23 protein-coding genes and 1 pseudogene are annotated in these 24,036 nt (G+C 65.4%); 13 read left to right on the forward strand and 11 right to left on the reverse strand.

The features are described from left to right. Positions 1–270 precede the first annotated feature (270 nt). The 7 genes and pseudogenes from istB to EDF57_RS00035 form a co-directional block, all read right to left on the reverse strand. A complete protein-coding gene (gene istB / locus EDF57_RS00005; RefSeq protein WP_134092671.1) occupies positions 271–999 on the reverse strand; it encodes an IS21-like element ISSsp4 family helper ATPase IstB in 729 nt (242 codons plus the stop codon). Then, positions 986–2,500: an IS21 family transposase gene (gene istA, locus EDF57_RS00010; protein WP_134092672.1), complete on the reverse strand. Its 1,515-nt coding sequence runs from the start codon at positions 2,498–2,500 to the stop codon at positions 986–988. Before istA ends, istB begins: the two co-directional genes overlap by 14 nt. Positions 2,501–2,537: 37 nt before the next feature. Beyond that, positions 2,538–2,708 (reverse strand): annotated as a pseudogene (locus EDF57_RS00015) (tyrosine-type recombinase/integrase); the annotation flags it as partial. 543 nt (positions 2,709–3,251) lie between these two features. Continuing rightward, positions 3,252–3,467, reverse strand: coding sequence for a DUF2842 domain-containing protein (locus tag EDF57_RS00020; RefSeq protein WP_134092673.1), 216 nt, complete (start codon positions 3,465–3,467; stop codon positions 3,252–3,254). Position 3,468: 1 nt separating this feature from the next. After that, positions 3,469–4,071 (reverse strand): 5-formyltetrahydrofolate cyclo-ligase, encoded by a 603-nt coding sequence (locus EDF57_RS00025; RefSeq protein ID WP_243840804.1) that lies wholly within the window; start codon positions 4,069–4,071, stop codon positions 3,469–3,471. Between the two features lie 317 nt (positions 4,072–4,388). Beyond that, entirely contained in the window at positions 4,389–4,745 is a 357-nt protein-coding gene (locus tag EDF57_RS00030) for a cell division protein ZapA (protein ID WP_134092675.1), read from the reverse strand. Positions 4,746–4,749: 4 nt separating this feature from the next. Next, on the reverse strand, positions 4,750–4,965 hold the full coding sequence (locus EDF57_RS00035; protein WP_132262146.1) for a hypothetical protein: 216 nt from the start codon (positions 4,963–4,965) through the stop codon (positions 4,750–4,752). A gap of 236 nt (positions 4,966–5,201) precedes the next feature. On the opposite strand from EDF57_RS00035, the gene tkt reads away from it, so the two are divergent. From tkt to EDF57_RS00065, 6 genes are all read left to right on the forward strand, one after another. Then, complete coding sequence (tkt, locus tag EDF57_RS00040; RefSeq protein WP_132262148.1) at positions 5,202–7,190, forward strand: transketolase; 1,989 nt, start codon at positions 5,202–5,204, stop codon at positions 7,188–7,190. Between the two features lie 16 nt (positions 7,191–7,206). Further along, positions 7,207–8,214, forward strand: coding sequence for a type I glyceraldehyde-3-phosphate dehydrogenase (gene gap, locus EDF57_RS00045; protein WP_132262150.1), 1,008 nt, complete (start codon positions 7,207–7,209; stop codon positions 8,212–8,214). 75 nt (positions 8,215–8,289) lie between these two features. Next, the gene (locus EDF57_RS00050) at positions 8,290–8,724 is read left to right on the forward strand and encodes an MOSC domain-containing protein (protein ID WP_134092676.1); all 435 of its coding nucleotides are present in this window, start codon (positions 8,290–8,292) and stop codon (positions 8,722–8,724) included. After that, positions 8,721–9,920 carry a phosphoglycerate kinase gene (locus tag EDF57_RS00055; protein ID WP_134092677.1) on the forward strand — a complete coding sequence of 400 codons (1,200 nt, stop codon included), beginning with the start codon at positions 8,721–8,723 and terminating at the stop codon, positions 9,918–9,920. Before EDF57_RS00050 ends, EDF57_RS00055 begins: the two co-directional genes overlap by 4 nt. 146 nt (positions 9,921–10,066) lie before the next feature. Continuing rightward, positions 10,067–11,158 carry an acyltransferase gene (locus tag EDF57_RS00060; RefSeq protein WP_134092678.1) on the forward strand — a complete coding sequence of 364 codons (1,092 nt, stop codon included), beginning with the start codon at positions 10,067–10,069 and terminating at the stop codon, positions 11,156–11,158. 79 nt (positions 11,159–11,237) lie between these two features. Further along, positions 11,238–12,149, forward strand: a complete 912-nt coding sequence (locus EDF57_RS00065) for a fructose bisphosphate aldolase (RefSeq protein ID WP_134092679.1) — start codon at positions 11,238–11,240, stop codon at positions 12,147–12,149. Positions 12,150–12,248: 99 nt separating this feature from the next. On the opposite strand, the gene EDF57_RS00070 is transcribed toward EDF57_RS00065, so the two are convergent. Further along, positions 12,249–12,653 carry a hypothetical protein gene (locus tag EDF57_RS00070; protein ID WP_207912790.1) on the reverse strand — a complete coding sequence of 135 codons (405 nt, stop codon included), beginning with the start codon at positions 12,651–12,653 and terminating at the stop codon, positions 12,249–12,251. Positions 12,654–12,978: 325 nt separating this feature from the next. Here EDF57_RS00070 and thiE point away from each other — a divergent pair, with 325 nt between their 5' ends. Together thiE and EDF57_RS00085 are read left to right on the forward strand one after the other, a co-directional pair. Next, entirely contained in the window at positions 12,979–13,614 is a 636-nt protein-coding gene (gene thiE, locus EDF57_RS00080; protein ID WP_134092680.1) for a thiamine phosphate synthase, read from the forward strand. 142 nt (positions 13,615–13,756) lie between these two features. Next, on the forward strand, positions 13,757–14,599 hold the full coding sequence (locus EDF57_RS00085; protein WP_134092681.1) for an arylamine N-acetyltransferase: 843 nt from the start codon (positions 13,757–13,759) through the stop codon (positions 14,597–14,599). A 74-nt stretch (positions 14,600–14,673) separates the two neighbouring features. Here the strand turns inward: EDF57_RS00085 and moaB are convergent, their stop codons facing one another. From moaB to EDF57_RS00100, 3 genes are all read right to left on the reverse strand, one after another. Then, entirely contained in the window at positions 14,674–15,201 is a 528-nt protein-coding gene (moaB, locus tag EDF57_RS00090) for a molybdenum cofactor biosynthesis protein B (RefSeq protein WP_134092682.1), read from the reverse strand. After that, entirely contained in the window at positions 15,191–16,927 is a 1,737-nt protein-coding gene (locus EDF57_RS00095; protein ID WP_208324784.1) for a lytic transglycosylase domain-containing protein, read from the reverse strand. Before EDF57_RS00095 ends, moaB begins: the two co-directional genes overlap by 11 nt. A 136-nt stretch (positions 16,928–17,063) precedes the next feature. Continuing rightward, positions 17,064–17,864 (reverse strand): uracil-DNA glycosylase family protein, encoded by an 801-nt coding sequence (locus EDF57_RS00100; protein ID WP_134092684.1) that lies wholly within the window; start codon positions 17,862–17,864, stop codon positions 17,064–17,066. A gap of 92 nt (positions 17,865–17,956) precedes the next feature. On the opposite strand from EDF57_RS00100, the gene EDF57_RS00105 reads away from it, so the two are divergent. The 5 genes from EDF57_RS00105 (at position 17,957) to ilvD (ending at position 23,949) form a co-directional block, all read left to right on the forward strand. Further along, positions 17,957–19,606 carry an electron transfer flavoprotein-ubiquinone oxidoreductase gene (locus EDF57_RS00105; protein WP_134092685.1) on the forward strand — a complete coding sequence of 550 codons (1,650 nt, stop codon included), beginning with the start codon at positions 17,957–17,959 and terminating at the stop codon, positions 19,604–19,606. Between the two features lie 148 nt (positions 19,607–19,754). After that, the gene (locus EDF57_RS00110) at positions 19,755–20,576 is read left to right on the forward strand and encodes a 4-(cytidine 5'-diphospho)-2-C-methyl-D-erythritol kinase (RefSeq protein ID WP_134093228.1); all 822 of its coding nucleotides are present in this window, start codon (positions 19,755–19,757) and stop codon (positions 20,574–20,576) included. After that, positions 20,573–21,325 (forward strand): N-formylglutamate amidohydrolase, encoded by a 753-nt coding sequence (locus tag EDF57_RS00115; RefSeq protein ID WP_243654037.1) that lies wholly within the window; start codon positions 20,573–20,575, stop codon positions 21,323–21,325. Before EDF57_RS00110 ends, EDF57_RS00115 begins: the two co-directional genes overlap by 4 nt. Before the next feature lie 63 nt (positions 21,326–21,388). Then, complete coding sequence (locus tag EDF57_RS00120) at positions 21,389–21,955, forward strand: DUF805 domain-containing protein (protein WP_134092686.1); 567 nt, start codon at positions 21,389–21,391, stop codon at positions 21,953–21,955. Positions 21,956–22,092: 137 nt separating this feature from the next. Beyond that, complete coding sequence (gene ilvD, locus EDF57_RS00125; protein ID WP_132262170.1) at positions 22,093–23,949, forward strand: dihydroxy-acid dehydratase; 1,857 nt, start codon at positions 22,093–22,095, stop codon at positions 23,947–23,949. Positions 23,950–24,036 lie beyond the last annotated feature (87 nt).

The raw sequence follows: 24,036 nt of genomic DNA on the forward strand, positions 1-24,036 counted from the left end.
AGCGCCAGATGTTCGGGCGCGCTAAAATCGACCTGCTCAAGGCAAGGGTCATGGCACCAGCATGATACCAAGTGCACGGAATTTGAGTCAGACCCCAAAGTTGACCCCATCTTTGAGCAGTCCGGCGGTTATCCCGGTAGCCCATAGGAGGGGCCCACGGACGACGACGCGCACCGTCAGGTGTGCTGGCGGCGTCGTCCGTGGGAGGTCCCCTGTGGGCCCACCGGGTTAACCGCCGGGGATGGGGGTCCGGGGGAAGGGGTTTGGAGATCAGTTCCGGTTTTTGAACCGCCAGCTGTCGTTGCCCGTCTCGATGATGTCGCAATGATGCGTGATGCGATCGAGGAGTGCGGTGGTCATCTTGGCATCGTGGAAGACGCTCGGCCATTCGCCGAAGGCGAGATTGGTCGTGATGATCACCGAGGTCTTTTCGTAAAGCTTGCTGATCAGGTGGAAGAGCATCTGTCCGCCAGATCGAGCGAACGGCAGGTAGCCCAGTTCATCAAGAGCGACGAGGTCGAGCCGTGAGAGCTGGGCAGCAAGACTGCCGGATTTTCCCTGTCGGGCTTCCTCTTCGAGCCGGTTCACTAGGTCGACCGTGTTGAAGAACCGACCTTTGGCACCGGCGCGGACCACGGCCGCGGTGATGGCTAGCGCCAAGTGGGTCTTGCCCGTGCCAGTTCCGCCGACCAGCACAATGTTGCGCCGTTCCGGCAGGAAGGATCCCGCATGGAGCGAACGGAGCAATCCTTCGTTGATCGGTGTGCCGTCGAACACGAACCCATCCAGATCCTTGATCGCCGGCAGCTTTGCAGCGGTCATGCGATAGCGGATCGACGCTGCGTCCCGATGTGCGGTCTCTGCGCGTAGCAAGTCGCCCAGCATCTCCATGATCGTTCTGTCGCGGCGGATACCGTTGGTGACGGCATCATCGAAGGCAGTGACCATGCCCTTGAGCCCCAGCCCCTTGAGAGCTGCGACGATCTCATGCCGCTGCATCGAGACCTCGCGGCTTATCGTAGCGCGCACAGTCGGCAACCGGCGGGTATCTGAGCTTCAGGTTCACGACCACATCCATGGTCACGGCGTCCTGAGGTTCGCGCCGGCGCGACAGAATATTGAGAATGACCTCATCGCTGACAGTGCCTGCCCTGAGAGCTTCGCGTACAGCGGCCTCCACAGCCTCAAGGCCGTCATCAGGAACGGCAGCCAGCACCTTGACGAAGCGTCGATCAGCTTCGTCTCCCTTGCCCAGTTTGCGGCGTAGCTGGGCAAGCGCAGGTGGAAGATCCCAGTCCTGGAAGGGAGCGCCGTTACGCAGTGCCCCGGGCTTGCGGGCAAGGACTGGAAGGTAGTGCCAGGGATCATGGACAGTCTGGTTCCGGCCGAAGACCCGATCATGTTCGGCCACGACAGCACCCTCGCTGCGGATCACGACGCGTGTTGCATAGGCCCGCACTTGCACAGCCTGATGGGCCGCCTTCGCCATCACAGAGTAGCGATTGCGGTCGAAGCTCACCAGGCACGTCGAACTTGCCACGTGCTCGCTCTCGAAGAATCCATCGAACAGCGCCGGAAGCGCCTGCAGCATGCCGCGCTCCGTCTCCAGCGCCTGCGCGATCGTAGCATCCTCCAGGTCTGGATGCGTGTTCCGCTCTGCCCAGCGTCGGCACTCGGCTTCCAGCCAGATGTTCAGTTCCTCAAGGCTGGCAAAGCGCAGCCGCGGCTTGAACAGACGCTCTCTGCTGGTCTGAACCTGGTTCTCCACCTGGCCCTTCTCCCATCCCGCAGCAGGGCTGCAGGCCACTGGTTCGACGCCATAGTGATCCGTCATGATCAGGAACCGCCGATTGAACAGCCGCTCCTTGCCTGTGAAGACCGTCGTCACCGCCGTCTTCATGTTGTCGTAGATGCCGCGCATCGGGACCCCGCCGAAGAAGGCGAAGGCACGGGCATGCGCATCGAACAGCATATCCTGCGTCTCGCGAGGATAGGCCCGGACAAATGGCGCTCGCGACCAGCAAAACCGCATATGCGCAACCTTCACGCGCATCGGTTTACCAGCGATCTCCACGTCCTCGTGGCTCCAGTCGAACTGGTAGGCCTCACCGGGCCGATACATCAACGGGATGAAGACCTTGCTCATATCCCCCGCATCAACACGCCGCTCGCGCTTCCAGCGGGCCGCGTACCGCCGCACTGCATCATAGGAACCGCCGAACCCTTCTCGCTGAAGCAGATCGTGGATCCGCGTCATCCGCAGCCGATCGCGGCGGGGCAAATCTTCATTCTGCTCGAGGAGTGCCTCCAGGCGTGCGCTGAATGGCCCGGTCTGGGGGCGCGGCTGATCAATCCGCCTGTAACTGGCATCCGCATCAGGTGCGCGCACCGCCTTGCGTACCGTGTTGCGCGACAAACGCAGATCCCGCGCGATCTCCTTGATTGGCTTCCCGTCTTTGTGCTCCCGACGGATTCTCGCAATCGTCTCCACTACCAACATCCCTATCCCCGCCGTTCGGAAACCCAAACGGCGGCGCCTCACAACGGATGATCATACGCTCGCTGTCGATGTCTCCAACCTTTAGGTAAGTGACCTCCGACACACGCAGGCCGGCGCCGTAGGCCACGCTGAAAATCGCTTTGTACTTGATGCCTGGAGCTGCCTCGTTGAGCCGCGCGGCCTCTTCGACGCTCTGGACATCTTGCAGCATCCGCTGGCGCAGCGAACCGATTGGGGCGGCGGTAATCGTGGTGTCCATGGTGAGTTCCTTTGCGTTGAAGGAACCTCACAATCTCATGGCGACTCCGCGCGCCCCAACACCGCGCTATTACGGAGCAACCTCGCGCCAAACGCCATTCCCGCGCAGCGGTTTCGTCCCTGTCCCGGGACGAGACTGAGAGAACGATTACCGTCCCAAACTGTAAGTCTGCGCAAGAGTGGGTGCTGCTCGCGTAATGGCTCAAACGATGAGTTCAAATTCGGTGTGAGGCGACTCGCCAAACCTTGGTCGGTTCGGCGTTCATCAAGCAATGAATTTCTCCGCCGACCGATCGCGCTGGGCTGCCACAGCCTCCGGAATGCCGGCGATTATCGACAAGAGAACGGAAGGCCGAATCGGTGCCGTAAGCCAATCAATGAACGATTCGCCGACCTTAATTGTTCGCTCGCATCCGCGACAGGTTATTTGACGGATATTAGACGAATCAGTGGGAAGAAAATTTAAGTCTAGGAATCTAAAGGAAAAAATCGTTCATTCCCAGCGTCCAGTCTCCATCCAGATCAGGAACCGCTTCAGCGGCAATATCCATACGATGCCGAGGGCTAGGTAGACCGGCGTCTGCAGCAGCACATGCCAGTTGCCGATCACCGGCGGCAGGTAGCGCGCCAGCAGCAGGCCGTAGACGCAGAGCGCCGCAAACAGCGCGAGCACCCCGATGGGGATTCGCCAGGTCGGGGTTTCGCGCAAGTCAGATCTCTCCCTCGTAGATTCTGGTCGGCGTCACGATCGCGTCGAGAATGCGGTCGTGCGGCTCCAGGGGGAGAGTTTCGGCCAACTGGCAGTCCCAGGCAAGGCCGATCGCGGGAACGTCGGGATTGGCTTCGAGCCAGCGGTCGTAATGGCCGCCGCCCTGGCCGAGGCGATGGCCCTGGGCCGTGAAGGCGAGCAGCGGCACCACGACGATGGCCGGGACCACCGGCCGTGCGTCGGGAAGGGGCTGAAGAGCGCCCCAGGGGCCGATCGTCAGCTGTTCCTCGTCGAAGGGATTGGCCCATTCCCGAAACTCCATCGCGCTTTCGCGCTCCGAGAACCAGGGCAGGGCGATGCGCCGGTCGTGTTCGGACAGCCATCGCGCCCAGCCGAAAGCCGGGGCTTCGTCACGCACGGGGGCGTAGAGGCCGATCGTCAGCCCCTCGGGCATCATTTCCGCGACAGGCGCGGGCGGGCGATTGAGGACGAGCGCCCGCATGCCCTGCGGCAGCGAGGCGACATGCTCCGCACGCGCGGCGCGATGCGCCTTGCGCAAGGCGCTTTTCTCGATCGTGGGGGAGAGAGGAGGCGACGAATCCACCGTGAGTCCCATTCTAGAATATCAGGCCAGAAAGTTCGGAACCGCGACAATACCACCGAAGCGCCTTCGCGGCACGGCGGAATTCGGGCATCTGGCGTGCCGAAAGGATAAGGCCGGAAGCGGGCCTTCGGGGGCCTGTGCGGAGTGGGTGACGGGTCCACCTTGGGTCGTTGCCTAGAAATCCTCTGACGCCTCGACGTCAGGTGGGGACCATGTGCGTCGGACCACGGTCCGGGCAGGGACAGACCCCATTGGATTGCTTATAGCCTCAGGGATGTTCGAACGGCTCGTGCCGGGCAGATCCCGTCATCCCCTAGTTAGGCGTTCGAAGCGCTCTGCTCAAGGAGGTCCGCAAGTTTTTCGACATGATCGGCGATCCGCGCCAGTTCCTCGACCAGCACCTCGGGAATTTCCGGTACCGGCGCGGGAGCGGGCGGCGGGGTGGCGACCGGCGCCGCCGCGGGTTGCTGGGCGCGCTGGCGCAGCTCGTGCAGTTCGTCGGCCAGCATCAGCGAGGCGAAGAGCAGCATGCGCGGCTCGGTCTGCCCCACCGCGCCGGCCTGCGCCAGCTTTTCGTCGATCATCTCGGCCAGGCGGGTGAGGTGAGCCTCTTCGCCGTCCGCGCAGGCGAGCATGAATTCGCGCCCGCCGATCATCAGGGAGATGTTTGCCATCGGCTCAGGGCTTCTGCTGCGGGGGGAGATGCTGGGGCTGGCGGTGCTGCGCCAGCAGCGCGTCGATCTCGCCCAGCGTGTCCTCCACCGTGCCGCGCAGGCGGCCGTGGCGGTCCTGCAAGTCGCGGCTATGCGATACCGCGCTTTCCAGCCGCGCGAGTGCGGCCCGGATCCTGTCGATTGCCTGCTCTGTAGCGGCCTCGTTCGTCACCTTTTCCATTGCCGCCTGCGCTACCGTGAAAACGCCAAAAGGCAATCAATTGCCCCGCCTTGTTCACAGTGCATTCGATCAGACGAGACGAATGTGCCACCATATGATTGGCGCATCCCTGTACAAGTCCTCATGTAGGCGGCAGGCCAATCCTCCTTAGGTGAACTTGACGGGAGACGGCCTCGCCCTAAAGGGGGTCGGCAAGTTCGAATCGTCCCATTCTTTCCGTTTCCGGAGCCTTCACGATGACCCTTGCTGCTGACCGTCTCGCGCCGATGGCCAATGCCATCCGGGCGCTGTCGATGGACGCGGTCCAGGCGGCCAACAGCGGCCACCCTGGTATGCCCATGGGCATGGCCGACGTCGCGACCGTCCTGTTCTCGAAGTTCCTCAAGTTCGACCCCGCACAGCCCAAGTGGGCCGACCGCGACCGCTTCGTGCTGTCGGCCGGCCATGGCTCGATGCTGGTCTACTCGCTGCTCCACCTGACCGGCTATGCCAGCCCGACGATGGACGACATCCGGAACTTCCGCCAGCTCGGCTCGGTCTGCGCCGGTCATCCGGAAAACTTCCTGATCGAAGGCGTGGAATGCACCACCGGCCCGCTCGGCCAGGGCCTGGCCATGGCCGTGGGCATGGCGATGGCGGAACGTCATCTCAATGCCACGTTCGGCGACGATCTTGTGGACCACAAGACCTGGGTCATCGCGGGTGACGGCTGCCTCATGGAAGGCATCAACCACGAGGCCATCGGCCTCGCCGGAAATCTCAAGCTGGGCCGCCTCAAGGTGCTGTGGGACGATAACCACATCACCATCGACGGCGATACCGCGCTCTCCACCAGCGAAGACATCCCCGCGCGCTTCCGCGCCGCCGGCTGGGAAACGCTGGACTGCGACGGCCACGACTTCGCGGACATCGAACGCGCGCTGGCCGCTGCCGCCGCTTCGGACAAGCCCACGCTCGTCGCCTGCCGCACGGTGATCGGCAAGGGCGCGCCCAACAAGCAGGGCGGTCATGACGTTCATGGCGCCGCCCTGGGCGATGCCGAAGTCGCCGCGGCCCGCGAATACCTTGGCTGGACCTCGGCTCCCTTCGAGATCCCGGCAGAGATCCTGGCCGACTGGCGCGCCACGGGCGAAGCCGGCGCGGCTGCCCATGTGGAATGGTTCGGCCGCCTGGCCGCTTCCGACAAGGGCGAGGAATTCAGCCGCCGCATGGCCGGCGAACTGCCGGAAGCCGACGCGATCCGCGCCAAGCTGGCCGAATGGCTGGAGGGCGAATCCACCGTCGCCACCCGCAAGGCTTCGGAAAACTGGCTGAACGTGCTGGCCCCGGCCATCCCCGAGATGATCGGCGGCTCGGCCGACCTCACCGGCTCGAACAACACCAAGGCCAAGTGCCAGGATCCGTTCAATCCCGAGAACTACGGCGGCCGCTACGTCTATTACGGCATCCGTGAATTCGGCATGGCCGCGGCCATGAACGGCATGGCCCTGCACGGCGGCGTGATCCCCTACGGCGGCACGTTCCTGATCTTCTCGGACTACTGCCGCAATGCGATCCGCCTCTCGGCGCTGCAGCAGACCCGTGTGATCTACGTGCTGACGCACGATTCGATCGGTCTCGGCGAAGACGGTCCGACTCACCAGCCGGTCGAGCATGTCATGTCCATGCGCCTGATTCCGAACCTCTACGTGTTCCGCCCGGCCGACGTGATCGAGACGGCGGAGTGCTGGAACATCGCGCTCGAATCCGAGGAAACGCCTTCGGTCCTGGCCCTTACCCGCCAGAACCTGCCGCAGCTTCGCAGCAGCGGCGACATGCTCTCGGCCCGCGGCGCCTACACGCTCCGCCATGCCGGCGCCGACCGGAAGGTGATCCTGATCGCCACCGGTTCGGAAGTCGAACTGGCCGTGAAGGTGAAGGACGCACTGGAATCGCAGGGCATCGGCGCCGATGTCGTCTCGATGCCGTGCATGGAACTCTTCGCCGCGCAGGACGAAGCCTACCAGCACGAGATCCTTCCCCATGATGCGTCGATCCTGAAGGTCTCGATCGAGGCCGGAACGACCATGGGCTGGGAACGCTATACCGCACAGAGCCGCAATGGCGGCCTGAACATCGGTCTCGACCGCTTCGGCGCCTCGGCCCCGGCCAAGGACCTGTTCGCGCGCTTCGGCTTCACCGTCGAGGCGATCGTTCCGAAGATTCTCAACAAGCTCAGCGTTTAAAGAGGAGATTATTGCAATGGCGACCAAGGTTGCGATCAACGGTTTCGGACGTATCGGGCGCAATGTCGCTCGCGCCATTCTCGAACGCACGGACCATGACCTCGAGCTGGTTTCGATCAACGACCTGGCGGACGCCAAGGCCAATGCTCTCCTGTTCAAGCGCGACAGCGTCCACGGTACTTTCGAAGGTACCGTGGAAGTTGACGGCACCGATCTCGTCATCAACGGCAAGCGCATTCATGTGACGGCCGAGCGCGATCCCGCCAACCTGCCGCATGCCGCGCAGGGCGTGGACATCGTTCTGGAATGCACCGGTTTCTTCACGAACAAGGAATCGGCCTCCAAGCACATCGACGCGGGCGCCAAGCGCGTGCTCGTCTCGGCGCCTGCCAAGGGCGTGGACCTCACCGTCGTCTACGGCGTGAACCACAAGGAACTGACCGCCGATCACGTCGTCGTGTCGAACGCCTCGTGCACCACCAACTGCCTGGCGCCCTTCGCCAAGGTTCTGCATGAGAAGATCGGTATCGAGCGCGGTCTGATGACCACGATCCACTCGTACACCAACGACCAGAAGATCCTCGACCAGATCCACAGCGATCCGCGCCGCGCCCGCGCCGCCGCGATGAACATGATCCCCACCAGCACCGGCGCCGCCGTTGCCGTGGGCCTCGTTCTTCCGGACCTGAAGGGCAAGCTCGACGGTTCGTCGATCCGCGTGCCGACCCCGAACGTCTCGGTCGTCGACCTGACCTTCGTGCCGAAGCGCGACACCACGACCGAGGAAGTCAACGCGCTGCTCAAGGAAGCGGCCGAGGGCGAACTCAAGGGCGTGCTCGCCTTCACCGAAGAACCGCTGGTCTCGATCGACTTCAACCACGACGCCCATTCGTCGACCATCGACAGCCTTGAGACTTCGGTCCTCGAGGGCAAGCTGGTCCGCGTCCTGTCGTGGTACGACAACGAGTGGGGCTTCTCCAACCGCATGGTCGATACGGCCGGCGTGATGGCCAAGTTCCTCTGATGCGCCTGCTCTGAGGCGTTGATGGAGGCGGGCCGCCTCATCGGTATCGCGCGGCGCAAACGGCCGCGCGCGCCGATGGAGGAATTACGGTCCGCCGCCGTAACTGCCGCCGCGGGAGTCCAGGGGGACTTTCGCGGCGCGGTGCGTCCGGGCCGGGTGCCGCGCCGACAGGTCTCGCTGCTGGCAGCCGAAGACTGGCTGGCCGCGCTGCGCGACCTGGGATTGGCGGAGGGCGATTGTCCGCCCTGGCATGCACGGCGCGCCAACTTGCTGGTCGAAGGCCTGCGGGTGAACGGGATGCACCTTCCGCGCGAGAAAGGCTGCGTCATCGCCATCGGCGAAAGCCTGCGCATCGCAGTGACCATGGAATGCGACCCATGCAGCCGCATGGAAGAAGTGGTGCCGGGGCTCATGGCCGCGCTCCTGCCGGATTGGCGGGGCGGCGTGCTGGGCACGGTGCTGACAGACGGCACGATCGCCGTCGGTGACGAGATAAGGATCGAGCAATGAGCGCTTTCAAGACCCTTGACGACCTTGGTGATGTGACGGGCAAGGTCGCGCTCGTGCGCGTCGACCTCAACCTGCCGATGAACGACGGGCAGGTCACGGATGACACTCGCATCCGCGCCGCGGCGCCGACAGTGCTGGAACTGGCCGAAAAGGGCGCCAAGGTGCTGCTGCTGGCCCACTTCGGCCGCCCCAAGGGTGAGCGCGTCTCGACCATGTCGCTGTCGATGGTGGTCGGCGCGGTCGAAAAGGTGCTCGGCAAGGAAGTGATGTTCGTGCCGGAGATCGCCGGCGACGTCGTCAAGCAGACGGTCGGCATCCTGCGCGCGGGCGACATCGCCATCCTGGAGAACACGCGCTTCTGGAAGGGCGAGGAAAAGAACGACCCCGAGTTGGTCAAGGCCATTGCCGCCAATGCCGACTTCTACGTGAACGACGCCTTCTCCGCCGCCCACCGCGCCCATGCCACGACCGAGGGTCTTGCCCATGTGCTGCCCGCTTATGCCGGCCGCTCGATGCAGGCCGAACTCGAGGCGCTCGACAAGGCGCTCGGCAAGCCCGAGAAGCCCGTCGCGGCCGTCGTCGGCGGCGCGAAGGTCTCCTCCAAGCTCGACGTGCTCAAGCACCTCGTCACCCAGGTCGATCACCTCATCATCGGCGGCGGAATGGCCAACACGTTCCTGGCCGCCAAGGGCGTGGACGTGGGCAAGTCGCTCTGCGAGCACGACCTTACCGGCACGGCCAACGAGATCCTCGACGTGGCCGACCAGTCGGGCTGCACCGTCCACCTCCCTTACGAAGTGGTCGTCTCGAAGGAATTCGCCGCCAATCCGCCCAGCTTGCGCACCTGCAACGTTCATGAAGTGGCCGCTGACGAGATGATCCTCGACGTCGGCCCGCTGGCCGTCGAAGCCCTGGGCGACGTGCTCAAGACCTGCCGCACGCTCGTGTGGAACGGGCCGCTGGGTGCGTTCGAGACGGTTCCCTTCGATGCGGCCACCGTGGCCCTGGCAAAAACCGCTGCCGCGCTGACCCGCGAGGGCTCGCTGGTTTCGGTTGCCGGCGGCGGCGATACGGTTGCGGCGCTTCACCACGCGGGCGTGGCGGAAGACTTCTCGTACATCTCGACGGCAGGCGGCGCCTTCCTCGAATGGATGGAAGGCAAGGAACTTCCGGGCGTGGCCGCGCTTTCGGCCTGAGTCGATTACACCATCGGTCCCGGACCTGATCCGGGACCGATGACAGGTCTTTGGGCGGGGATGCGAAGCGCGCCGCCGCGAAGGGGCCGTTCAGGGCCGGCGGTCCCGGATCAGGTCCGGGACGTCGAGAGGGGGATGCCGCAGGAATGAGCCACCGTGACCAAGTCGCGCCGCCGTGGCACGGGCGTTACGTCACGTTGGACGGCATGCGCGGGATTGCCGCGCTGGCGGTGGCGCTGTTCCACTTCAACATCTCCCAGGCACCGCACGGCTACGTCGCGGTGGATTTCTTCTTCGCGCTCTCGGGCTTCGTGCTTTGCACCAGCTACCTGCCGCGCTGGCAGGGAGGCATGGGCGCGGGCGACTTCATGACCAAGCGCCTGGTCCGGCTCTATCCGCTGTTTCTCGTCGGTGTGCTGCTGACGACCACGGTGGGCCTGGTCCGCCACTATACCGGCGGTGACACTTCGCTGCGCGTGCCCACGATCGTGATCAGCACTGCCGTCAATGCGCTGATGCTGCCGTCCCCGCTGACGAACACCCTGTTTCCGCTCAACGTCCCGGCCTGGTCGCTGTTCTACGAGCTTGTCGCCAATCTGGTGATGATCCTGGTGCTGTTCCGCCTGCCGCGGTTCGCCCTGCTGGCGGTCTGCGCGGCTTCGGCATGGTGGTTCGCCCCGGCGGTATTGGAGAACGGCTCGGGCAATATCGGTGCGATCTGGAACGAGTGGTCGGTGGCGCTGGCCCGCACGCTCTACTCCTTCTGCGCCGGCATGCTGATCGCGCGCCTGCGCCAGCCCGCGCACCGGCCGGCGACGCTCGGCGGGCTGGCCTGCCTCGCCGCGATCGCTGCAATTCTGCTGGCCGATCCTCACTGGCTATCGGCCAGCCACTACGACCTTGCCTGCACGCTGTTGCTGTCCCCCTTGCTGGTCTGGCTGGGATCGCGCGTCGAACCCTCGCGAAAGCTGGCGCCTGCGGCCTGGTTCGTCGGCGAGGTGTCGTTCGCGCTCTATGCCGTGCACTGGGCGCTGATAGAGCCGATGCGCTACTTCAAGGACGACCTCCATTACAACGAAGTGCTGATGGCCTTCGCGTTCCTGGGCGCGTGCCTCCTCGTCGCCTGGTTCTGCGTGCGCTGGATCGACGTTCCCGCGCGCATGCTGCTGTCCGACATGCTGCGCCGCCGCAAGCGCGCGCGCGTCTTCGCCGGAACGGATCACCCAACCGACGGATAGCCTTTTGCCGCAGTTGCGAAACGGTGGCTCGGGGAATAAGCCCGTTTCAGGTTGTCGATACAACTAGGAGGAGAAAACCATGCAATATTCGGAAATGGCGGCCAAAATGGCCGGCGGGAACGGCTTTATCGCCGCGCTCGACCAAAGCGGCGGCTCCACGCCCAAGGCCCTGAAGGGCTACGGCATCGAGGAAGGCGCCTGGTCGAGCGAAGAGGAGATGTTCGGCCTGATCCACCAGATGCGCGCCCGCATCATCGCCTCGCCGGCCTTCACCGGTGACAAGGTGATCGGCGCGATCCTGTTCGAGCGGACCATGGATGGCGAAGTCGCCGGCGTGCCCACTCCGCAGGCGCTGATCGCCAAGGGCGTGGTTCCCTTCATCAAGGTCGACAAGGGCCTGGAAGACGAAGCCAACGGCGTTCAGCTGATGAAGCCGATGCCGACCCTCGATGCCCTGCTGGAGCGTTCCAAGGCGCTCGGCGTGTTCGGCACCAAGGAGCGTTCGGTGATCAATTCGGCCAATGCCGAAGGCATCGCCGCGGTGGTGAAGCAGCAGTTCGAGATCGGCAGCCAAGTGCTTTCGCACGGCATGATGCCGATCATCGAGCCGGAAGTGAACATCAAGAGCGAGACTCGCGCCGAGTGCGATTCGCTGCTCCTGGCCGAAATCCTCAAGAACCTCGATGCCCTGCCGGAAGGCACGCGCGTCATGCTCAAGCTTTCGCTGCCGATCGTGCCGGGCACGTTCGACCCGCTGGTCTCGCACCCCAAGGTGCTGCGCGTGGTGGCGCTTTCGGGCGGCTACAAACGCACCGAAGCCTGCGCCGAACTGGCAAAGAACAAGGGCATCATCGCCAGCTTCAGCCGCGCGCTGCTGGAAGACCTGCGCTCGCAGATGAGCGACGCGGAATTCGACGCCGCGCTGAGCGAGGCGATCGACGAAATCTTCGCGGGCTCTACCGAAAAGGTCGACGCGGCCACCGCCGCCTGATCCTGCCCGCGGATTTTCGCTTGAAGGAAGGGCGGTGCCGCAAGGCGCCGCCTTTTTCCGTTACGGCCTTTCGTCAGGTCCTTGGCTGCTTGGCAGCGGTCAGAGGCCGCCCATGAAACGGAAGCCGAACTGATAGGCGAAAGGCGCCGGTTTCCTGCCCGCAGTGGGCCGGGGCAGGGCATCCAGCAAGTCGAGCTGTCCATCCGCGATCTGCACGGGCTGTCCCAGCGTCATCTCCACTTCGCGCGGCCCCGAACCCAGGTCCACGCGAACGCGAACTCTCAGGCGGCCGGCCCAGACGCATTGGGTGCCTTCGGCGCAGCGGCTGTCCTCCAGCAGGGCGAGCGGGGTCACCTTGGGGCCGTCGACGAAGACCGTCTCGCCGATGCGGGTATAAGCGAGCGGTGGTCCCTCGTAGGGCGCGCGCGGCGGGGGGGATTGCGGGGTGTAGAAATCGGTGGCCGGTGGGCCGCCTGCATGGACATCCGGTTCGGGGGCCAGCACTTCCGGCTCCGCGGCGGTCGGCGGCGGGAGCGGGGCAGGGGCCGATGCTGGTGCCGGAGTCGAGGCGGGCGCATGGGGCCGCACAGGGGAGGCTGGAATGATCCGGCAGGCAGACAGCGCGACCAACGCGGTCGCGAGCGAAAGAGCAGTCGTCAGGGCGCGGCTTCTCATGATCCTCACACGATAGGGGGAGAGGGACTTGGGGCGGCTCCTCGCCGAGAAACCGCATCGCGCCTGAACCTTGCCCGAACTGAAGCCCTTGCGCCAATGCCTCATCGGACGAGGAAGCCTTTTCCTGAGCCCGAGGACGCGCTAGGGCCGCGGCATGGACGAAAACGAACGCGAACCGACGCAGCTTTACCTTATCTCGCCGCTCGAAGTGGGCGGCGGCTTTCCCGATCGCCTGGCGCGTGCGCTGGATGCGGCGCCGGTCGCGGCGTTCCAGTTCCGGGTCAAGGACCTCGACCAGCACGAGGCCGCGCGGCTGGCGGAACCACTGCAGAAAATCTGCGGGGAACGGGACGTGGCGTTCATCGTCAACGATTCGATCAGCCTGGCCAAGCGTCTCGGCGCCGATGGGGTGCACATCGGCCAGGAAGACGGCACGGTGGAAGAGGCGCGCAATGCGCTCGGCCGCGATGCGCAAGTCGGCGTGACTTGCCACGACAGCCGCCACCTGGCCATGGATGCGGGTGAGGCCGGCGCGGACTACGTGGCGTTCGGGGCCTTCTTCCCTACGACGACCAAGCAGGTGAAGCACATGGCGGGCGTCGACCTGCTCGAATGGTGGCAGGCGATCTTCGAGATCCCTTGCGTGGCCATCGGCGGGATCACGCCTGAAAACTGTGCTCCTCTGGTGAAGGCCGGCGCGGACTTCCTGGCCGTATCGGGCGCGGTCTGGAACGGCGACGAAGCCGCCGCGATCAAGGCTTTCCACGAAGCGCTGACCGCCGCGAACTGATCCTGCCGGAGGGGGCGGGGCGAAGCGGGAAACCCACAGGATTTCCACTGTCGCTCCACCGGCTTTCCACGGCCAGTCCCCAGGCTTTGCACAGCTTATCCACAGGCTTGCCCCGCGGGGGCGAGCGGCGCAGAAACGGCACATGGACATCGATCGTTACTTCGCCCGTATCGGCCTTTCCGAGATGCCGGCCCGCTCTTCGGACGGGCTGGGCGCGGTGCAGATGGCGCATCGCCAGTCGATCGGTTTCGAAAACCTCGCGATACCGCTGGGACAGGGCATCCGCATCGACAGTGCCAGCGTCTTCGAAAAGCTCGTGACGCGCGGTCGCGGGGGCTATTGCTTCGAGCAGAACCGCCTCTACGCCGACGCGCTTTCGGCCATGGGGCTGGTCAATCGGCCCCTGCTGGCCCGCGTGCTGCTGGGGTTGGGCGAGGGCGTGGTTCCGCCCCGTACCCATACCCTGCTGCTGGTCAATCTGGACGGCGAGGCATGGATTGCCGATGCCGGCTTCGGCGGCAGCTACGTTCCGCCGCTCCCGCTAGAAGACGGCGCGCAAGTGCAGACCGGCGACGGCGCCTGGCACAGGCTTCTGCGCGGCGGAGAACGCGGATCGTTGGGCGGTGAATGGCGGCTCGAACGCGCCGGTCCGGCAGGCGCCACCGATGGACGCGGCGCTCCCCACGGCGACTGGCAGCCGCAATATGTGTTCGATCTCGATGATGTCGCGCAGGACGACCTGGAGATGAGCAACCACTGGACCTCGACCCGGCCCGGCACGCGCTTCACCACGCTCTGCGTCGCCAGCGTGGTGCTGGAAGGCGGCTTCGCGTCCCTGAGCGACCGGCAGTTCACGATCGGCCGTCACGGCAAGAGCGAAGTTCGCCAGATCGAAACCGCTGCCGAATATGCCCGCCTTCTGGGCGAGACGTTCGGCATCGCGCTCAGCGAGGAAGACGCTGCAAAACTGCCGATTTTCGCCTGAGCAAGCAGTCCCTTACGAGAGGCTCATTTTGTCCGCCAAGCGGTGATGCGCCGGGCGGCTGAGAGGCGCCCAGCTTACTTCTCTCGCAGCCTCGGCATCAGTTCCACGAAGTTGCAGGGCCGGTTCCGGCTGTCGAGCTGCTCGGCCAGAATGCCGTCCCAACCGTCCTTCACTGCACCGTTCGAGCCGGGGAGAGCGAAGAGGTAAGTGCCGCGCGAAACGGCGGCGCAGGCGCGGGACTGGACGGTGGACGTGCCGATGGTCTTGTACGAAAGCCAGCGAAACAGCTCTCCGAACCCCGGAATGTCGCGCTCCTTCACCCGGTCGATGGCCTCGGGCGTGACATCGCGCCCGGTGAGCCCGGTCCCGCCGGTGGAGACGATGGCGTCCACGTTCGGATCGTCGATCCAGGCGTTCAACCTTGCGGCGATCACGTCGGCATCGTCGCGCTCGATCGCGCGGTCGGCCAGGGCATGGCCGGCGTCGCGAATGCGCTGAACGAGGATGTCGCCCGAAGTGTCGTTTTCGGGGCCGCGCGTGTCGGAGACGGTCAGGACGGCGATGTTGATGGGCTTGAAGACACGCTCGGGATCAATGGCCACGCACGATTGCCCCGTTGGCCGTCATCCGGACGGCCTGCGAGCCCGAGAGGCCGGGGAACGTCGGCCACATATCCTGCGCCAGCGCCATGCGGCTTTCGGACTGGCCGCCGGCCTGACGCTCGTACATCCAGTAATTGCGCAGCACGATGTTCACGTAACCGCGCGTCTCCCAGTACGGCAAGGATTCGATCCAGAGCAGCGGATCGCCCTGGCAGTTCACTTCGGAGTTCCAGCGGCGCACCGGCAGCGGACCGGCATTGTAGGCGGCCATGACCTTTGGCAGCAGGCCCTGCGTACCCGGATCGTTGCGCAGCATCTCAAGATGGCGTTGGCCGAAGGCAAGGTTCACTTCCGGCTTGTTGAGATCGGAAGCGTTGCCGGTGTAGCCGAGCGAATTGGCATGATCGCGCGCGGCCGCGGGCATGATCTGCATCAGGCCGCGCGCGCCCGCCGGGCTGACGACGCTGGTCTGGAAGATCGATTCCTGAAGGGCATGGGCATAGACCAGTGCCGGATCGACCTTCCAGCCGCCCACCGGGTTCCACTTGGGGGTGGGGAACCGGCTTGCCGGCTCGGGCTTGCCGCCGAAGGGCGCGTTATAGGCCATCCAGAGCTGGGTGGAGGGCAGGCCGAGATCGCGGGCAAGGCGCGTGATCGAGGCATATTGGTCCGGCGTGCCGATGCGGGCCTGGTGGCGCAGCACTTCGTCGGCCAGGCTGTCCTCGCCGATCTCGGCGAGTTCCACGGCCGTGCGGATGTTGGTGTTGGTGCGCAGCACCTGCCAGTCGTTCTGGGTGAAGTCCGCCGCGGCATGCTGTTCCGGCAGCTTCATGCCCAGCTGCTCGGCGGCCAGCATGCCGTAAAGCGTCTCGTCGCGGGCGGCGGCGAGGCGCAGGGCTGCCGAAGCCTGTTCCGGCTTGCGGCAACGCACGAGCGCGCGGCCGCGCCAGTAGTGCGCCGCGCTGGTCAGTTCGGCGTTCTCGGAAGACTTGGCGGTCTTGTCGAACGCGTCGGCCGCGCCGTCGCAGTCGCCCAGACGCCAGGCGGCCAGGCCGGCGGTCCACCACGCTTCGCCGACCCAGGGACCAGTGCCCATCGCGGCAAGCTGCGCCAGCTGGTAGGCCTGCGCATCCTGGTTCTCGATATAGAAGCTCCAGGCTACCTTCTGGCGCCATTCGGCTCGTGTCGAGGGGCTGAGGCCAGCGTCGATGCCGTCCAGCAGCATGCGGGCGCCGGTGGGATCGTCGGCCTTGATGCGGTCGTTGATGCCACTTGCGATCATGGCGGGCATCGTGCCGTCGTCGATCGAGGAGGGCCGCACGCGCTTCACCATGGTCGGCAGGCGGGCGAATTGCTGCTCGGCGGGAAGCGAAGGCACGTTGAGCGCGCCGCGCTTCAGGGCCAGGCGGCTGATCTGGTCGGCGCCGGGCAGGTCGGTGCCTTCGGCCAGCCACGATTGCAGCGCGGGAAGCTCGATCTTGGGAGAGCCGGACGCAAGATAGTAAGCGGCGCGCAGCTGCTGGTGGAGCGGGCCCTCGGGACGGTCTGCCAGCAAGCGCTGGACCGTGGACCAATCCTTGGAGTCCACGGCGTCGAAAGCCTGCTTGTAATAGGCGCGGTCATCCTGGCTCAGCAGCGAGGGAACCGCGGTATTGTCCGCGCGCGAGCGAAAATATTCCACGGCCGCGCTGTTGGCGATGGCCGGGCTTGCGCCCAGGACGGACATGACGGTGAGAACGGCAAAAGTGACGCCTGTGGCTGCGCTGGCGCGCCAGGGTCCCTTGCGGTTTCTCTCCATGCCGGATCTTTTCAAATTCATTCCCCGCATCGTGCGACCTAATCGCCGGCGGAAATCGGTCCTTTCAGGACTTCTGATCCTCCGGCGCGGTTGATACCGACTTGTCAGTTTCAGACTTTGACCACTCTAGCCAGGCGCTCCAGAAGCTCGCCTTCGCGCGCGGTTGTTGCATCAGCGCGGCGAGCCCCCACCCGGCCAGAAGCGGTATAACACATCCTTCATGATGAAATTGTCTTAAAACGGCAGCGCGTTGCGGCGATTCGTGGCCAATGAGCGACAGGACGTTTCCGCCCAGCACCATGAGTCGCTGCGGGGCCACAAGGTTAACGTGCCGGGCCAGCGCATCGCCCAGGCCGCGAGTCTCCGCGGCGCGCCAGTCGGGCAGGGCGTCGTGGCGGGGCAGGGCGCTGGCGAGGTAAACTTCCTCGCGCCGGGTGCCGAAGGCGGCCAGCATCGCGTCCAGCAGCTTGCCCTGGGGCCCGGTCAGCAGCGTCTCGCGGTCCTGCGGCTCGGGAGTCTCGACGACGATCATGAGCGGCGCGCCGCTTTGCCCCGAGGGCAGGATGCGCCCGGCGGATCCGCCGTCGTCCAGCAGCGATTCGCGCATCCACCAGTCGCGGAAGGCCGGAAGGTCGGCCGGCAGCAGCGCCGGATCGATCCGCGAAGGCAGGGCCGGCGGCGCGTCGACTTGCACCGGGGGGCGCCGCCGCGGGGGAATCCGGCCGCCGTTTTCGTCGCGTTCTTCCTCGGGCACGATCCACTGGCGCGGCGTGTCCAGGAAGTCGAAATCGACCCCAGCCTCGCGCCACCAGTCCAGCGCACCTGTGATATCGTCCAGAAATTGCCGATTTGAGGCCTGATCCATCGGCTGGGTCTTGACCTCTTGGCTTCCACCAATCAAGGCAATTCGAGAAAATTAATCGAGCGACTAAATTAGGGGCAGGCTCAGTGGACGCAATGATTGAACGCGAAGAGATGCCGTATGACGTCGTCATCGTCGGCGGTGGGCCTGCCGGCCTTGCCACGGCGATCCGGCTGAAGCAGGTCGATCCGGCGCTGTCGGTCTGCGTGCTGGAGAAGGGGTCGGAGATCGGCGCGCACATTCTTTCGGGCGCGACGATCGATCCCAGGGCGCTCGACGAACTGCTGCCCACCTGGCGTGAGGACGGCTGCCCGCTGGCGGAAACGCCGGTGACCGACAACTGGCACTGGCATCTCACGAAGAAGAAGAATTTCGGTCTGCCGCATCTGGTCATGCCGCCGTTCATGTCGAACGAGGGCAATTACACCGGCTCGCTGGGCAACCTCTGCCGCTGGCTGGCCGAACAGGCCGAGGCGCTGGAGATCGAGATCTTCCCGGGCTTCCCGGCGGCCGAGATCCTCTATGACGAGAGCGGTGCCGTGATCGGCGTGCAGACCGGCGACATGGGCGTCGACCGCGAGGGCAATCCCAAAGCCGACTTCCAGCCGGGCATGAACCTGCTGGGCAAGTACACCGTGTTCTGCGAAGGCGCGCGCGGCCACCTGACCAAGCGGCTCAAGGCCAGGTACGACCTGGAGGCGGATTGCCAGCCGCAGATCTACGGTATCGGCATCAAGGAACTCTGGGATATCCCCGCCGACAAGCACGTCCCCGGCCGGGTCATCCACACCCAGGGCTGGCCGATGAGCGAGACCGACAGCTGGGGCGGCGGATTCCTCTACCACCAGGCCAACAACCAGGTGGCGCTCGGCTTCGTGACCGCGCTCGATTACAAGAATCCCTACGTCTACCCGTTTGAGGAATTCCAGCGCTGGAAGCAGCACCCGGAAATCCGCGCGATCCTGGAGGGCGGCAAGCGCGTGGCTTACGGTGCGCGTGCGATCAACGAGGGTGGCTGGCAGTCGGTGCCGATGCTGGCCTTCCCGGGCGGCGTGCTGGCAGGTTGCTCGGCCGGTTTCGTCAACGTGCCGCGCATCAAGGGCACGCACACCGCGATGAAGAGCGGCATGCTGGCGGCCGAGGCGATGGCCGCGGCGATCAACGCGGGCCGCGCGCAGGACACGCTGGGCGAATACGATACGGCGGTGCGCGAAAGCTGGATCGCCAAGGAACTGAAGCTCGTCCAGAATGCCGAGCCGATGGTCGCCAAGTGGGGCGGAGAAATCGGCACGGTGCTGGCCGGCGCCGACATGTGGCTGCGCACGCTGTTCGGCTTCGGCCTTGCCAAGCCGATGAAGCATCACACCGATGCCTCGACCCTGCAGCGCGCCGATCTCTACCAGCCGATCGCCTATCCCAAGCCCGACGGCGTCATCAGCTTCGACCGCCTGACCAGCGTGTCCTACTCGTTCACCAATCACGAGGAAGACCAGCCGGTCCACCTGAAGCTCAAGGATGCCAGCATCCCGACCGCGATCAACCTGCCGCTCTATGCCGGGCCGGAAGCGCGCTATTGCCCGGCCGGCGTCTACGAGTTCGTCGATCCGGACGGTGCGGGCGCCAAGCTCCAGATCAACGCGCAGAACTGCGTCCACTGCAAGACCTGCGACATCAAGGACCCCACCCAGAACATCGAATGGGTGACGCCGGAAGGCGGCGGCGGCCCGAACTATCCGAATATGTGATCGAGAAGGGGAAGGCCAGGCCTTCCCCTTTTTCGTTGCCGGTCGGGTGACGGAAGCAGTCTGTCGGTGCGTATTGGCGAATAATGCGGAGTACCGGCCGGCGAAGCTCAACTTGCCTCTCCGCGCGCGGCGCGGCATGGACGGTGCGATGCTGACCGAAATCGCCTACGCCAAGATCAACCTCGCGCTTCATGTCCGCAGGCGACGCGAGGACGGCTATCACGAGCTGGAAACCCTGTTCGCTTTCGTCGATGCGGGGGACGCCCTGGCTGCGACCCCAGCAGAGGCGGACCGGCTGACCACGCACGGCGAATTTGCCGGGAAGATCGACGATCCTTTCGGCAATATCGTCGCCAAGGCGCTGCTGGCGCTGCCGCATGGCGAGGGGAAGCAGGGCTGGGCGGTCGATCTCGAAAAGCGCTTGCCGGTTGCGGCGGGGCTGGGCGGCGGATCGGCCGATGCCGGCGCGGTGTTCCGCATGGTCGAGCGTGCCCATGGCCTCCCCGAGGATTGGCATGCGCGGGCGGCAAGACTGGGCGCGGACGTGCCCGCCTGTGTGCTGTCGCGGCCCTGCATCGGCACCGGCACGGGCACCGACCTTGCCGAAGTGGCGGAGAACGACCTCGAAGGCTGCCCCGTCCTCCTGGTCAACCCGCGGGCGCCCGTGCCGACCGGGCCGGTGTTCAAGGCCTGGGACCAGCGCGACCGCGGGCCGATGCAGAGCGGAACCTTGCGGCAGATCGCCCTGGCCGGTCGTAACGACCTGGAAGACCCGGCGATCGCCCTATGCCCGGTGATAGCCGAAGTGCTCGCGGCCTTGCGGGACACCGCGCCGTTCCTGGCGCGCATGTCCGGCTCCGGCGCGACGTGCTTCGCCCTCTATGAGAGTCAGGAAGCCTTAAGCCAGGCCGCGGCAAGGATCGCGGCAGACCATGCCGATTGGTGGCAATTATCCGGGAAGCTGCGTTGAAAACTTCCGATATTTCAGACCCCGAAGCGGCGGGTGAAGTCTACCGGGTGCTCGGCACGCCGGCCGCGGGCGGCATTCTCGTCGTGGCGGACCATGCTTCGAACCATGTGCCGGAGGGGATCGATCTCGGTATTCCCGCCGAGCTGATGAACCAGCACATCGCCATCGACATCGGCGTGGCAGGAGTGGCGCAGCGCATGGTGGCTCCGGGCGTGTGGGGCTGGCTCGCCGGGATCAGCCGCCTGGTCTGCGACCTGAACCGCGATATCGGCATGCCCGGCATGTTTCCCGAGATTTCGGACGGCTATGCGATCCCCGGCAACATGATCGGCGATGAAGGCCGGGCAGCGCGCGTCGCGGCCTATTTCGATCCCTATCACACGGCGCTCGAACAGGCGCTGGAGCAAGCCGCGCCCGCCCTGATCGTCTCGCTTCACAGCTTCACGCCCGGCCTGGCGACGTGCGACAAGCCGCGCCCCTGGGAAATCGGCATTCTCTACAACGAGGACGATCGCGCCGCCCGTCTCGCCATTCCGCTGCTGGAAGCCGAAGGCCTGACAGTGGGCGACCAGGAGCCTTACTCTGGCAGGGTGCTCAACGCCTCGATGAACCGTCACGCCGAAAGGCATGGCCGCCCCTACCTTTCCATCGAGATCCGGCAGGACCAGATCGCCGATGCGGCAGGGCAGGCGGTCTGGGCGGAACGGATGACCCGTATCTGCAGCGCGGTCGCCGACGGGCTGCGTTGATTCGTCCGGGTTGTCGCGAAGGCGCGGCGCGGATAGGCTGCCGGAGATTGATCCGGGGGCAACATGATCGGCTATCACCTTGTGCGACTGGCGAAATTCTCCGGTCGTGAAACCCGCGCGGCATTCTGGCCATGGGCGGCCGTGGTGGTCGGGCTGGTCCTCCTTGGCGGCGTTGCCGCGATGACGCCGAAAGTGCTCGCGTCCATGGCGAAGATGCGCAAGTTCGCGCTGGAGCACCCCGATCAGGCGACGATCACTTCGGGGCCGGGCCACTATGAGATCAGCATAGAGGGCCATCATCCGGAACTGATGCCCGACATGGGCCCGTTCGTGGTGGCGCTGGAGGGTATGATGGCCGTGTTGATCGTGCTGATCGCCGCCGCTGCGGTGCGCCGCCTGCATGACACGGGGCGTTCGGGCGCCTGGGCACTGCTGCCCTTGCCGTTCCTGTTTTTCGGCTTTTCCAGGATGCCCGTGCTCTTTGCCGATCCGGTGTTCGACACTCGGCTGTTCGGACTGCTGTTCCTCAACAATCTCTGCTATCTTGCAGCCCTTGGCGCGCTAATCCTGCTGCTCGCCCGGTCCGGCAAGCCCGGTGAAAACCGTTTCGACCCGGAGCCGCGAGGCTAGTTCCGCACGATCCGAAAAGCGAAAAGCGCGTTTTTGGAAATTTTATGCCTCGCAAAAGCCAGGCACTTGTCGTAGGGGCGCGGTCGAGACGGTAGCTGTCCCGCGCCGTGCCCATGAAAAATCCCGGAGTTCGCACAATGCCCGCCTATCGTTCACGCACTTCCACTCACGGCCGCAACATGGCGGGCGCGCGTGGCCTCTGGCGCGCGACGGGGATGAAGGATGGGGACTTCGGCAAGCCGATCATCGCGGTGGTGAACTCGTTCACGCAGTTCGTGCCCGGCCACGTCCACCTGAAGGACCTGGGCCAGATGGTCGCGCGCGAGATCGAGGCGGCCGGCGGCGTCGCCAAGGAATTCAACACCATCGCGGTGGATGACGGCATCGCCATGGGCCACGACGGCATGCTCTATTCGCTGCCCAGCCGCGACCTGATCGCCGACAGCGTGGAATACATGGTCAACGCTCACTGCGCGGACGCCATGGTCTGCATCTCCAACTGCGACAAGATCACGCCGGGCATGCTGATGGCGGCGCTGCGCATCAATATCCCCGTCGTTTTCGTTTCCGGCGGCCCGATGGAAGCGGGCAAGGTCGTTCTGCGCGGCAAGGAGCAGGCGCTCGATCTGGTGGACGCCATGGTCGCCGCCGCCGACGAGAGCTACACCGACGAGGAAGTCCAGGCGATCGAGCGTTCGGCGTGCCCGACCTGCGGCTCGTGCTCGGGCATGTTCACCGCCAATTCGATGAACTGCCTGACCGAAGCGCTGGGTCTCTCGCTGCCGGGCAATGGCTCCACCCTGGCCACCCACTCCGATCGCCAGCGCCTGTTCCTGGAGGCCGGCCGCCTCGCCGTGGACCTGTGCCGCCGCTATTACGAGCAGGACGACGAGACGGCCCTGCCGCGCAATATCGCCAGCTTCGGCGCGTTCGAGAACGCCATGAGCCTGGACATCGCGATGGGCGGATCGACCAACACCGTGCTCCACCTGCTCGCCGCCGCCGTGGAGGCGGGCGTGGACTTCACGATGGAGGACATCGACCGCCTCAGCCGCAAGGTGCCGTGCCTGTCCAAGGTCGCGCCGGCGAAGAACGACGTCCACATGGAAGACGTCCACCGCGCCGGCGGCATCATGGCGATCCTCGGTCAGCTTGACCGCGCGGGCCTGCTGCACACCGACCTGCCGACCGTTCACGCGCGCACCCTGGGCGACGCGCTGAACCACTGGGACATTTCGCGCACGAACGCGCCTTCGGTGCAGGAATTCTTCAAGGCCGCGCCGGGCGGCGTGCCGACGCAGACCGCGTTCAGCCAGAGCCGCCGCTGGGAAGAACTCGATCTCGACCGCGAGAACGGCGTGATCCGCAGCAAGGAGCACGCGTTCAGCCAGGACGGCGGTCTTGCCGTGCTCTACGGCAATATCGCGCAGGACGGCTGCATCGTGAAGACGGCGGGCGTGGATGACAGCATCCTGAAGTTCACCGGCACCGCGCGGGTCTACGAATCGCAGGATGCGGCTGTTGCCGGCATTCTTGGCGCGCAAGTCGGCGCGGGCGACGTGGTCGTGATTCGCTACGAAGGGCCGCGCGGCGGGCCGGGCATGCAGGAAATGCTCTATCCCACCAGCTACCTGAAGTCGAAGGGCCTGGGTAAAGCCTGCGCGCTGCTGACCGATGGTCGCTTCTCGGGCGGCACCTCGGGCCTGTCGATCGGACATGCTTCGCCGGAAGCGGCCGAGGGCGGGGCCATCGGGCTGGTCGAGAACGGCGACACCATCGAGATCGATATCCCCGGCCGCACCATCAACCTGATGGTTTCGGACGAGATTCTGGCCCATCGCCGCGCCCAGCAGGAAGCACGCGGGGCCGATGCCTGGTCGCCGGTGCATCCGCGCCCGCGCAAGGTTTCGGCCGCGCTCCAGGCCTATGCCGCGATGACCACCAGCGCCGCCAAGGGCGCGGTGCGCGACGTGACCCAGCTCAAGCGTCGCTAAGGCATGCATGCCGCCTCCCCGGATGCGATCCGGGGAGGCGGTGTCCCATTTTGGTCTGCCTTGCACATGGCGTTGGCGCCGCGCTGC

The sequence above is a fragment of the Novosphingobium sp. PhB55 genome, from assembly GCF_004368805.1.
Lineage (GTDB): Bacteria > Pseudomonadota > Alphaproteobacteria > Sphingomonadales > Sphingomonadaceae > Novosphingobium.